Here is an 11,940-nt window from a genome sequence, read left to right as displayed (position 1 = left end):
CGGCTCCTGATTATTTAGCAGTCTTACGGTATTGCTCGATAAGTTCGATAAAGTGATCGAACAGCGGCGCGGCATCGTGCGGGCCTGGGCTGGCTTCCGGATGTCCCTGGAAGCTGAACGCTGGCTTATCAGTACGATGGATGCCCTGCAGGGTACCGTCGAACAGTGACGTATGCGTTACGCGCAGGTTAGCCGGCATGGTCGCCTCATCCACCGCAAAGCCGTGGTTTTGCGCAGTGATCATCACGGTGTTGTTATCGATATCTTTAACCGGGTGGTTGCCGCCGTGGTGGCCGAACTTCATCTTCACGGTTTTCGCGCCGCTTGCCAGAGCCAGCAGCTGATGGCCGAGGCAGATACCAAACACCGGAATATCGGTCGCCAGGAAGGCCTGAATGGCATCGATGGCGTAGTCGCAGGGAGCCGGGTCGCCGGGGCCGTTGGAGAGGAAAATCCCGTCCGGGTTCATCTTCAGGACTTCATCCGCCGGGGTCTTCGCTGGGACGACCGTCAGGCGGCAGCCTCTGTCCACCAGCATACGCAGGATGTTGCGCTTCGCACCGTAGTCGTAAGCCACCACGTGGAACGGCAGCGCCTCCTCTTTCTTCGCTTCCGGCAGCTCACCGGCCAGCGTCCAGCTCCCCTGGGTCCAGCTGTAGGGCTCAGCAGTGGTCACCTCTTTCGCCAGATCCATCCCGTTCAGGCCTGGGAACGCTTTTGCTTTTTCCAGGGCCAGGGCCGCATCCGGGCTATCGCCTGCGATAATGCAGCCGTTCTGAGCGCCCTTCTCGCGCAGCAGGCGGGTCAGCTTACGGGTATCGATATCGGCAATGGCCACGATGTTATGGCGTTTCAGGTAGGAAGAGAGGTCTTCAGTATTGCGGTAGTTGCTGGCAATCAGCGGCAGGTCACGAATAATCAGGCCTTGAGCATGAACCTGGGACGCTTCTTCATCGGCTTCGTTAGTGCCGACATTACCAATATGGGGATAAGTAAGAGTGACAATTTGGCGGGAATAGGAGGGATCAGTAAGGATTTCTTGATAACCGGTCATTGAAGTATTGAAAACGACTTCCCCAACCGCCGAACCTGTTGCCCCTATGGCCCGACCGTGAAACTGGGTTCCGTCTTCCAGAACCAATAGCGCTGACTTAATCAAAACACCCTCCAGAGAATATTCACTCACTTTATTTGCATATTAATTCATATTGAAGCCACAAATCAATGCAAATCTGCTTACCGGTGTATTTTTGGCAAACGGCGGCATTCTAGAGACAACCCTGGTAAAAGTCTACTATCGCAGCCACTTTTTCTTAGTTTTTTGCAAAGCTGGTGGATAAGCGGCAGTTTAAGATGCAAAAAGGTGAGCTAAATTGCACAGGAAAACGCTTGCGCACCGCTGTGAAATGCTCTTTTTTATACGGAGCGATAAAAGTGAGGCTGGATGAAGGAAACCTAACAATTTTCGTTGCAAAACTGGAGAAAAATGAGAGTTATGACGTATTAACACTAAAATTAGTACGTAACGGATAAAATAAAGGGGCAATAAAATATTGCCCCGTGCAATCAAAGCATTGCGATCACAATAACCACATCACGATGGGTAATAAATATCACAAATTATTGAGATCGAGCACGTCACGCATGTCGAAAAGACCATTCTTACGCGACTTGAGCCATAACGCTGACCGAACGGCACCGTTGGCAAAAGTCATACGGCTGGAGGCCTTATGGGTGATCTCAATACGCTCGCCAACATCGGCAAACATCGCGGTATGCTCACCCACAATGTCGCCTGCGCGAACGGTGGCAAAACCGATGGTGCCCGGCTCACGTTCGCCGGTATAGCCTTCGCGACTGTAGACGGCGCACTCTTTTAAATCCTTGTCCAGCGCATGAGCGATGGCTTCGCCCATTGCCAGCGCGGTTCCTGACGGAGCATCAACCTTATGACGGTGATGCGCCTCAATAATTTCAATGTCGGTATAGTCACCCATCACCTTCGCCGCTTTCTCCAGCAGCTTAAGCATAACGTTGACTCCGACGCTAAAATTAGCGGCAAAAACAATGCCGATGCTCTGCGCCGCGTCGCTGATGGCCTGCTTGCCCGCATCGTCGAAGCCGGTGGTGCCAATGACCATGCCTTTGCCATGCTGACGGCAGAAAGCCAGATGGGTCAAGGTACCTTCCGGGCGGGTAAAGTCGATAAATACATCGAAGTCGTCCTTCACCGCCTCAAGGCTACTCTGCACCGTTACGCCTGATTTCCCCGCGCCCGCCAGCTCTCCGGCATCGCTGCCCAGCAGAGAAGATCCCTCACGCTCCAGCGCCGCGCCCAGCGTTACGCCATCCATGTTTAGCGCCGCCTGGATCAGCTGGCGGCCCATGCGCCCACCAGCGCCCGCAATGGCAACGCGAATTTGTGCTTCGTGCATAGTTGTGCTCTTTTGTTAATGAAATGCTATAAATCGCCTTCAGATTAACCAGCCCGCTAACGGGCCGCCAGCCGAAAACGCCGATAATAAGAATTTAATGATAAACGCCGAAAAGTATCAGCAAAAGACATGATTGCTGCCTGAGCGGCAGCAACGTGCTATGGCAGGAGATAACTGATGGTCAGCTGGCCTTTCTTCTGTTTTATGCTGCCAATCACCAGCTTATCGATATTTTGCAGGTTAGGAACATGCGTACCACCGCACTGATAGGCAGGCAGATCGCCAAAGCGCACCTTACGCCGATCGCTTTCAAACTCAACATGGCGCAGTAGCCCGGCGCTTATCCAGGCCTCAATGCTTGCTAACAGCGTGTCGCTATCCGGCACGACGGCCCCCTCGCCTGCAATAAAGGTCACCTTTCCCTCTCCCGGCCAGTGGTGCGCTTTTACCGGTTGCCAGCCGTGCCGCTCTGCTGCATAGCCAATCAGATGGCCTGCGCTATGCCAGCGCGAGTGCAAGGCTCGGATTTTCGCGTCGACATGAAGCGTCGTTTCACCTGACGCAAGCGGCGCCGGCAGAATGTGTATTACGCTCTCTCCACGCTGGATAACGCTCTCAACGTTAACATTACCGATCCGTCCTGCATCGGCTGGCTGCCCTCCCCCCTGCGGATGAAACAGCGTCTTATCCAGCACAATGGCATAGCGGCCATCAGGCTCTTCGATACAGCTAAGCACCCGGGCAACGCCCTGGGTTGCATCGCTGGTGTAATAAAGACGTTCAGTCATGGTTGTTCTCCTCTGTCTGAGAACAGTATATTTATAATCTTCAGGGCGATAATTCCCTTTTCAATCACTGCACCTTTGCTTACCAGGCACAAATGAACCCACTCCTGCTTCCCGATCTTGCGACCTTTGTTACCATTATTGAACAGGGGAGCTTCTCCGCTGCGGCGCGCGTGAGTGGCACAACGCCCTCTGCCATCAGCCGCTGCGTCTCACGCCTGGAGCAGGAGATGGGCTGTAAGCTGCTGCATCGCACTACGCGCAAGCTGGCGCTGACGGAGACAGGTAGAACCGTTTACGAGCATGCCCAGGAGATGCTGGAGGCGGCCAGACAAGCGTTAGACTCGGGTGGCAGCCTGCAAACCGTGGCCCAGGGTAAGCTCACCGTTAGCGTACCGAAAGCCGTCGGTCGCTTCGTTATTCACCCGCTGATGCCTGAATTCCTTGCCCGCTATCCGCAGATTGACGTCATCCTGCGGCTAGAGGATCGCTATCTCGATTTAATTAACGACGGCGTGGATTTGGTACTACGCATCACCGACTCCCCTTCACCGGGCCTTTACGGCAAAGCGCTGATGCCGATAACCCATGCTATTTGCGCGACGCCTGAGTATTTACGCAGGCAGGGAACCCCTGCACATCCGCAGGATCTGCGGCACCATAGTTGCATCTCTCTTGGCGAAACACCCGCTGATGCACGCTGGAAATTCCGCCTGCGGGACAAGATGGAGACCGTCCAGACGCGCGGACGCTATGCAGCAAACCATACTGGTGTACGCCTGGACGCGGTGAAGCACCATATCGGCATTGGCAGCCTGCCGCTGTTTACCGCCCGCGAAGCGCTGGAGAGGGGAGAGATCGTACAGGTACTGCCGGAGTGGGAATTTATCAGCACCTACTCCGGAGAGCTGTGGCTGCTATGGACGCGGAATAAACATATGCCCGCAAAAATGCGGGCAATGATTAACTATCTTACCGAAAAGATGCCCACAGGCATCCTTTGAGCACTACTCGACTTCACGTACGTCAACGCGCAGCTCTTTCGGCACCTCGAAGACGATATTCTCTTCGCGGCCCTCAAGGGGGATCGCTTCCCCGCCTCCCAGGGTTTGCAGGCGGGCGATGACGTTCTGCACCAGAATATCTGGCGCAGAGGCACCGGCGGTAACGCCGACGCAGGCCGCATTCGCTACCCATGCCTCCTGGATATCGGACGCGTCGTCGATCAGAAACGCCGCTTTCCCCATCCGCTGAGCAAGCTCCGCCAGCCGGTTAGAGTTAGAGGAGTTTTTCGATCCCACCACCAGCACCACATCGGCCTGTTCGGCCAGGGCGCGCACCGCCTCCTGGCGGTTGGTGGTAGCGTAGCAGATATCATCTTTACGCGGCCCAACGATTTTCGGGAAGCGGCTACGCAGGGCGTCAATGACCTCTGAGGTATCATCTACCGACAGGGTGGTCTGGGTCATAAATGACAGCCGGGTTTCGTCTTTAACGTTGAGGGTCAGCACGTCCTCCGGGGACTCCACCAGGTACATGCCCCCTTTCGGGTTACTGTACTGGCCCATCGTGCCCTCCACTTCCGGGTGACCGGCATGACCGATAAGGATCGACTCTTCGCCACGGCGGCTGGCGCGTGCGACTTCCATATGCACCTTGGTCACCAGCGGACAGGTCGCGTCAAACACCGTTAGATCGCGGCTTTTGGCTTCGTTACGCACCGCCTGGGAGACGCCGTGGGCGGAGAAGATCAGGATAGCGCCGTCCGGCACTTCGCTGATCTGCTCGATGAAGATGGCGCCGCGCTCGCGCAGGCTGTCGACGACGTAGCGGTTATGCACCACTTCGTGACGCACGTAAATCGGCGCGCCGTAGATTGCCAGCGCGTTCTCAACAATGCTGATAGCGCGGTCTACCCCGGCGCAGAAGCCGCGCGGGTTGGCCAACAGGATCTGCATCTTATGCCTCCAGCGCCGGATCGACTTCCAGCACTTCAATATCAAAATGAACGGTGCGATCGGCCAGCGGATGGTTGAAGTCAACGGTGATCGAATCGCCGTTAATCTCACGGATCACCCCTGGCATTTCGCTGCCATCCATTGCGGTAAACAGCATGATCGCGCCCGTTTCCGGCTCGCCCGCGTCCATAAACTCACGCCGCGAGAAGTACTGGATCAGATCCGGGCTGCTGATGCCGAAGGCGGCATCCGGCTCCAGCGAAAAGGCACGCTTATCACCCGCTTTCAGCCCCAGTAGATGCTGCTCCAGCCCTTCCGACAGCGAGCCGTCGCCGAGGCGAAACAGCGCCGGTTTGCCGTTGTTGCGGGTAGACTCGGCAACGGAGCCGTCGTCGAGCTTCAGCGTGAAATGCACCAGCACCGCGCTGTTGCTCTGTACAGAGTTAGACATGCAAATATCGCCTTTCAATGTGTTTGCCCGGTGGCGCTGCGCTTACCGGGCCTACAGGTTTTGCGCTGCGGTTATGCCGCTTTTCTCTTCGCAGCTGAAGGCAGGAAGCCCTCCAGCACAATCAACGCTGCCCCGATACAGATGGCCGTATCGGCGAGGTTAAAGGTCGCGAAGTGCCAGTCGCCGACGTAGAAGTCGATCATATCGACCACGAAACCGTGCCACAGGCGGTCAAACAGGTTACCCAGCGCGCCGCCAATAATCAGCGCGTAGGCGATGTTGTTCAGCTTCTGCGACGCCTTAGCGCGGTACATCATTACCGCCAGCACCACGCAGATACCAATGGCGATCCCGGCGAAGAACCAGCGCTGCCAGCCGCCTTTATCGGCAAGGAAGCTAAACGCCGCGCCGTAGTTGCGCGCATAGTGCAGATTAAGCGACGGGAACAGCGATACCGTCTCCCCCAGATTGAAGTTCTGGAGGATCAGGAACTTGCTGCCCAGATCGATAATCAGCACGGCTACCACCAGCCACAGCCAGCGTAGCCCTGTTGAAAAGATCGGTTTACTCATCAGGCAAACTTACGTTTTTCGCCGTCACCGGCGACGTTAACTACACAGCGTCCGCAAATTTCTGCGTGTTCCGCCACCTTACCGACGTCGGTCGTGTAGTGCCAGCAGCGCTGACACTTCTCACCTTCGGCCTTGCTCAGCGTCACCTTCAACCCTTTGAGCAGTTCGCTCTGTAGGGCTTCGGCCGGCGCGTTAGTATAGTCTTCAACATCGGCACCGGAGGTCAACAGGATGAATCGCAATTCATCGCCCAGCGCCGTCAGCTTCGCCGCCAGCTCAGGTTCTGCATAGAGCGTCACCGCCGCTTCCAGCGAGCCGCCTACCTTCTTGTCAGCACGCGCCTGCTCGATGACTTTGTTCACCTCACCGCGCACCTTCAGCAGCTCGCTCCAGTAAGCATCGTTCATGGCTTCCGTTTCGGCCAGGCCGAACAGGCCTTCATACCACTCACCGGTAAAGACATACTGCTCACGCTCGCCCGGCAGGTAGCCCCAGATCTCATCGGCGGTGAAGGACATGATCGGTGCCATCCAGCGCACCAGCGCCTCGGCAATGTGGTACAGCGCGGTCTGGCAGCTGCGACGGGCAACGCTGTCGGCTTTCGCGGTGTACTGGCGATCCTTGATGATGTCGAGATAGAACGAGCCCATTTCGATAGAGCAGAAGCGCATCAGGCGCTGCACCACTTCATGGAAGTCGTAAGACTCGTACGCCTTGAGGATATCCTCCTGCGCGGCCTGGGCACAGCCTACCGCCCAACGATCCAGCACCACCATCTCTTCCGGTTTCACCATGTCTTTTGCCGGATCGAAACCGTTAAGGTTCGCCAGCAGGAAGCGCGCGGTGTTACGGATACGGCGATAGCTGTCGGCGGCACGCTTGAGGATCTCATCCGATACCGCCATCTCGCCGGTGTAGTCCGTCGAGGCTACCCACAGACGCAGAATATCCGCGCCCAGCTTGTTCATGACATCCTGCGGCGAGACGGTGTTGCCGATGGATTTCGACATCTTGCGACCCTGACCATCCACGGTGAAGCCGTGGGTCAGCACCTGACGATACGGCGCTTTGCCTTTCATGGCGGTGGAGATCATCAGGGAGGACATGAACCAGCCGCGATGCTGGTCAGAACCTTCCAGATACATATCCGCCGCGTGACCGGCAAACTCAGGGCGCACGTCCACGACCGAGGAGTGGGTAGAGCCGGAGTCGAACCAGACGTCCAGGGTATCCGGCACCTTCACGTAGTTATCGGCGTCGTCACCCATGATGTCGCGCGGGTCGAGATCCCACCACGCCTGGATGCCATCCTCTTCTACGCGTTTCGCTACCGCTTCGATCAGCTCCTGCGTGCGCGGATGCAGCACTTCGGTATCCTTATGCACGAACAGCGACATCGGGACACCCCAGGTACGCTGACGAGAGATACACCAGTCAGGACGGTTGGCAACCATCGACTCGATACGCGCCTGGCCCCAGTCCGGGATCCACTGCACGCCTTTGATCTCTTTCAGAGACTGCTCGCGCAGGCCCTTCTGATCCATGCTGATAAACCACTGCGGCGTGGCGCGGAAAATGATCGGCGTTTTGTGACGCCAGCAGCACGGATAGCTGTGAACCAGCTTCTCCAGATGCAGCAGCGCGCCCTTCTCCGTCAGCAGCTCGGTGATGATATTGTTCGCCTTGAAGACGTTAACGCCATCCAGCGTCGGGTAGGTTCCCGGCAGATAGCAGCCGTCCGGGCCCACCGGATTCGCGGTTTCGAGGCCATATTTCTGACCGATCACGTAGTCGTCCGGGCCGTGGCCAGGGGCGGTATGCACCGCACCGGTACCGGCGTCGAGGGTCACGTGGTCACCGAGGATAGCTGGCACGTCGAAGCCCATAAACGGATGGGTAAAGCGCATCAGCTCCAGCTCGCTGCCTTTTACCGTGCCGAGGATGCTGTACTCTGCCACGCCGATGCGTTTCATCACGCTTTCGACCAGATCTTTGGCAAGGATCAGCGCCTGGCCGTCGATCTGCACCAGCGCATACTCAAACTCAGGCGACAGGGAGATGGCGCGGTTCGCCGGCAGCGTCCACGGGGTGGTGGTCCAGATCACCAGTGAGACAGGACCGCTGACGCCCGGCAGGCCAAACTTGGCTTTTACTGCATCCTGGTCGGCGGCCTGGAAAGCCACGTCGATGGACGGAGAGGTTTTGTCATAGTACTCCACCTCTGCCTCTGCCAGCGCAGAGCGGCAGTCAACGCACCAGTGCACCGGCTTCGCGCCTTTGTGCAGGTGGCCGTTGCCGATGATCTTGCCCAGCGCACGGATGATGTTGGCTTCGGTTTTGAAGTCCATCGTCAGGTACGGATGCGCCCAGTCGCCCAGCACGCCCAGACGGATAAAGTCCTCGCGCTGGCCGTTAACCTGCGCGGCGGCGTATTCGCGGCACTTCGCGCGGAACTCGGCGGCGGTAAACTTCTCGCCCGGCTTGCCGTACTCCTGCTCAACCTTCAGCTCAATCGGCAGACCGTGACAGTCCCAGCCCGGCACGTAGGGCGAATCGAAGCCCGCCAGCCCTTTGGACTTGACGATAATGTCTTTCAGAATCTTGTTAACCGAGTGACCAATATGAATGCTGCCATTCGCATAAGGAGGGCCATCATGCAGAATGAAGGTTTTTTTGCCTTTTTTCGCGGCACGGATGATGCCGTACAGGTCATCATCGTTCCAACGCGCCAGCATTCCCGGTTCGCGTTTGGCGAGATCGCCACGCATCGGGAACCCTGTTTCCGGCAAATTCAGGGTTGATTTAAAGTCACTCATCAGATTCTCGGTTCCGTATTTAAAAACGTGTTTAGCCATTACGCCAGGTTTGATAACCCAAATAACTCGCGGGCGGTTAACTCATCTTTGGCGATTTGCGCCTTTAGCTCATCCAGCGAGGCAAATCGCTTTTCGCTGCGGATCTTTTTTCGCAGCACTACTTCTATATGGCGGCCATAGAGGTCCATTACAACGTCCAGCAGGTGCACTTCCAGCTGCTGACGCACCCCTTTGACCGTGGGGCGGGTGCCAATATTGGCTACGCCGGGCAGCGGCTTGTCGCCCAGACCCATCACTTCTACCGCATAGACCCCTTTTACCGGGGAGACCTGACGGCGCAGCGGAACGTTTGCCGTCGGGAAGCCGATGGTACGCCCCAGCGCGTCACCGTGCACGACGCGACCGGAGATAGAGAACGGATGCCCCAGCAGGCTTTCGGCCAGCGGCAGGTCATCATCCGCCAGCGCCTGGCGCACCGCCGTACTGCTGATACGCACGCCGTCTTCGCAGAAGGTTTGGGTGCTGGTGACGTCAAAGCCGTACTCCAGACCAGCCTTCTGTAATAACAAGAAATCGCCCTGCCGACCAGCGCCAAAGCGGAAATCGTCGCCGACGGCAAGAAAGCGCACGCCCAGGCGATCCACCAGCAGGTCGCTAACAAAGTTCTGCGCCGTCAGGGCCGCGAAGCGGCGATCAAAACGGACGCAAAGTACGTAGTCGACGCCGCACTCGGCCAGATAGCGCAGCTTTTCACGCAGGCGCGTCAGACGGGCCGGGGCCTTATCGCCCGCGAACAGCTCCAGCGGCTGCGGTTCAAAAATCATCACTACCACCGGCAGGCTGCGTTTGCGCCCTTCAGCGATCAGGCCGCGCAGCAGCGCCTGATGCCCCCGGTGCACGCCGTCGAAATTACCAATAGTCAGCACACACCCGTGCGGGGCCTGGCTGAGATTATGTGTGCCGCGTATCAGCTTCATGTCTGGCTCAAAACAGTGAAAATCGTCCGAGTATACCTTGTACAGCGTTTAAGGTTAACCGGCGATTGGCCTTGTAAAACAGAAAGCGCCAAGGATTTCATTGCGCTGTCTGCCTGCTTGAAGAAAAACTCGTGCTTCACAGCGATTTTTGTCGCAGAAAGGCTGTATTCATGACCAGCAAGCTGGTAGAATCTTGCGCCATCACACGTAACGAGCGTCGCAACGTAGCGCCGCTTATTTGCACAAATCCATTGACAAAAGAAGGCTGAAAGGGCATATTCCTCGGCCTTTGAATTGTCCACATAGATCATATTTGGGAGTTGGACCTTGGCTAATATCAAATCAGCTAAGAAGCGCGCCGTTCAGTCTGAAAAGGCACGCAAGCACAACGCAAGCCGTCGCTCTATGATGCGTACTTTCATCAAGAAAGTATACGCAGCGATTGAAGCTGGCGACAAAGCAGCTGCACAGAAAGCATTTAACGAAATGCAACCGATCGTGGATCGTCAGGCCGCTAAAGGTCTGGTCCACAAAAACAAAGCAGCGCGCCATAAGGCTAACCTGACCGCGCAGATCAACAAACTGGCTTAATCGCCCGTCTGCTGAGCTTTGTTAAAAAAACCCGCCAAGGCGGGTTTTTTTACGTCTGGACTATGCCGCTGGCGCTTTAAAACGCGCCCGCAGCAGTACATAGCCAATGACCGCCGACAGCAGTGAGCCGGTCAGGATACCGAGCTTCGCCCAATCCACCAGCTCGGGGTCGATACCGTCAAACGCCAGGTTGGTGATGAAGATAGACATCGTAAAGCCGATGCCGCACAGCACGCCGACGGCCATGATCTGATTGAACTGCGCGCCGTGCGGCAGCTTTGCCAGCCCCAGGCGCAGCGCCAGCCAGGTAAAGAGCGTAATGCCCAGCGGCTTGCCGATAAGCAGGCCAGCAATAATGCCCAGCGGCAGCATCGAGGCCAGCCCGCTCAGGGTCACACCCTGCAGCGGCACGCCCGCGTTTGCAAAGGCGAACAGCGGCAGGATCACCCAGCCTACCCACGGATGAAGCACATGCTCCAGCTGGCGAGAGGGCGATACCCCCTCTTCTTTCGTTAACGGGATAAAGAACCCGAGGATGACGCCAGCGATGGTGGCGTGCACGCCCGACTTCAGTACCGCCGTCCAGAGAACCAGGCCAACCAGAATATAGAGGCCGGTGCGCCGCACGTTGAGGGCGTTCATGATCGCCAGCACCACAACGGCCAGCGCGGCGACGCCCAGCGACACCATTGATAGCTCACTGGTGTAGAACAGGGCGATAATGACGATAGCCCCCAGGTCATCGATAATCGCCAGCGCCATCAGAAAGATTTTGAGCGCGGGCGGAATACGGCTGCCCAGCAGCGCCAGCACCCCCAGCGCAAAGGCGATATCGGTCGCGGTAGGAATAGCCCAGCCGTGGCTCACCACCGGATCGTGACCGTTAAACAGCAGGAAAATCAGCGCCGGAACCACCATGCCGCCCAGGGCAGCAATAACCGGAAACATCGCCTGGTGGCGGCTGGCCAGCGCGCCCTGCACCAGCTCACGCTTCACTTCCAAACCGACCAGCAGGAAAAAGACGGCCATCAGCGCATCGTTGATGAACAGCAGCATGTTCTTATTGATGTCGAGGGCACCGGCCCTGAACTGCACCGGCAGGTCGAGGAAGGCACGATAGGCCTCTTGAGTCGCACCCAGATTGGCGCAAAGCATAGCCAGCAGGGCGGCAACGATCAGCGTCACGCCCCCGGACGCATCGCTGTTAATAAAGCGGCGCAAATGTTTCACAACGGCTCCTTCTGTATAATTTACTTATCGTCTGAAACAGTTTAACCGCCTCGATCGCCAGGGGACAGAAATAATGAAAAAGCCTGGGGGCAAACCCAGGCTTTTGTGAACGTAGACAGACGCGA

11 protein-coding genes and 1 pseudogene are annotated in these 11,940 nt (G+C 57.1%); 2 read left to right on the top strand and 10 right to left on the bottom strand.

What is annotated here, in order from left to right; translation table 11 throughout:
• Positions 1–10: 10 nt before the first annotated feature.
• The 3 genes from carA to RTX96_RS13300 form a co-directional block, all read right to left on the bottom strand.
• The gene (carA, locus tag RTX96_RS13310) at positions 11–1,159 is read right to left on the bottom strand and encodes a glutamine-hydrolyzing carbamoyl-phosphate synthase small subunit (RefSeq protein ID WP_103818478.1); all 1,149 of its coding nucleotides are present in this window, start codon (positions 1,157–1,159) and stop codon (positions 11–13) included.
• Positions 1,160–1,613: 454 nt separating this feature from the next.
• Positions 1,614–2,435 (bottom strand): 4-hydroxy-tetrahydrodipicolinate reductase, encoded by an 822-nt coding sequence (dapB, locus tag RTX96_RS13305; RefSeq protein ID WP_312671334.1) that lies wholly within the window; start codon positions 2,433–2,435, stop codon positions 1,614–1,616.
• Between the two features lie 158 nt (positions 2,436–2,593).
• Positions 2,594–3,223: an alanyl-tRNA editing protein gene (locus tag RTX96_RS13300; RefSeq protein ID WP_312671333.1), complete on the bottom strand. Its 630-nt coding sequence runs from the start codon at positions 3,221–3,223 to the stop codon at positions 2,594–2,596.
• A gap of 92 nt (positions 3,224–3,315) precedes the next feature.
• Between RTX96_RS13300 and RTX96_RS13295 the strand changes: the two genes are divergently transcribed.
• On the top strand, positions 3,316–4,224 hold the full coding sequence (locus tag RTX96_RS13295; protein ID WP_312671332.1) for a LysR substrate-binding domain-containing protein: 909 nt from the start codon (positions 3,316–3,318) through the stop codon (positions 4,222–4,224).
• Positions 4,225–4,227: 3 nt separating this feature from the next.
• Here RTX96_RS13295 and ispH read toward each other — a convergent pair whose 3' ends face one another.
• From ispH to RTX96_RS13265, 6 genes and pseudogenes are all read right to left on the bottom strand, one after another.
• Positions 4,228–5,178, bottom strand: coding sequence for a 4-hydroxy-3-methylbut-2-enyl diphosphate reductase (gene ispH, locus RTX96_RS13290; RefSeq protein ID WP_103818482.1), 951 nt, complete (start codon positions 5,176–5,178; stop codon positions 4,228–4,230).
• 1 nt (position 5,179) lies between these two features.
• The gene (gene fkpB, locus RTX96_RS13285; RefSeq protein WP_103818483.1) at positions 5,180–5,629 is read right to left on the bottom strand and encodes an FKBP-type peptidyl-prolyl cis-trans isomerase; all 450 of its coding nucleotides are present in this window, start codon (positions 5,627–5,629) and stop codon (positions 5,180–5,182) included.
• A gap of 71 nt (positions 5,630–5,700) precedes the next feature.
• Positions 5,701–6,201 carry a signal peptidase II gene (lspA, locus tag RTX96_RS13280; RefSeq protein ID WP_312671331.1) on the bottom strand — a complete coding sequence of 167 codons (501 nt, stop codon included), beginning with the start codon at positions 6,199–6,201 and terminating at the stop codon, positions 5,701–5,703.
• The gene (gene ileS / locus RTX96_RS13275; protein ID WP_312671330.1) at positions 6,201–9,017 is read right to left on the bottom strand and encodes an isoleucine--tRNA ligase; all 2,817 of its coding nucleotides are present in this window, start codon (positions 9,015–9,017) and stop codon (positions 6,201–6,203) included. The genes lspA and ileS overlap by 1 nt, the downstream gene beginning before the upstream one ends.
• A gap of 38 nt (positions 9,018–9,055) precedes the next feature.
• Complete coding sequence (ribF, locus tag RTX96_RS13270; protein ID WP_268106773.1) at positions 9,056–9,994, bottom strand: bifunctional riboflavin kinase/FAD synthetase; 939 nt, start codon at positions 9,992–9,994, stop codon at positions 9,056–9,058.
• Positions 9,995–10,001: 7 nt separating this feature from the next.
• A pseudogene (locus RTX96_RS13265) lies at positions 10,002–10,242 on the bottom strand (DUF2575 domain-containing protein).
• Between the two features lie 79 nt (positions 10,243–10,321).
• On the opposite strand from RTX96_RS13265, the gene rpsT reads away from it, so the two are divergent.
• Positions 10,322–10,585, top strand: coding sequence for a 30S ribosomal protein S20 (gene rpsT / locus RTX96_RS13260; protein WP_042388178.1), 264 nt, complete (start codon positions 10,322–10,324; stop codon positions 10,583–10,585).
• A gap of 60 nt (positions 10,586–10,645) precedes the next feature.
• On the opposite strand, the gene nhaA is transcribed toward rpsT, so the two are convergent.
• Entirely contained in the window at positions 10,646–11,815 is a 1,170-nt protein-coding gene (gene nhaA, locus RTX96_RS13255; RefSeq protein ID WP_312671329.1) for a Na+/H+ antiporter NhaA, read from the bottom strand.
• Positions 11,816–11,940 lie beyond the last annotated feature (125 nt).

Source organism: Pseudescherichia sp., from assembly GCF_032052675.1.
Lineage (GTDB): Bacteria > Pseudomonadota > Gammaproteobacteria > Enterobacterales > Enterobacteriaceae > Pseudescherichia.
Note: the sequence above shows the minus strand (reverse complement) of the source record. Positions and strands in the feature narration are given on the sequence as shown.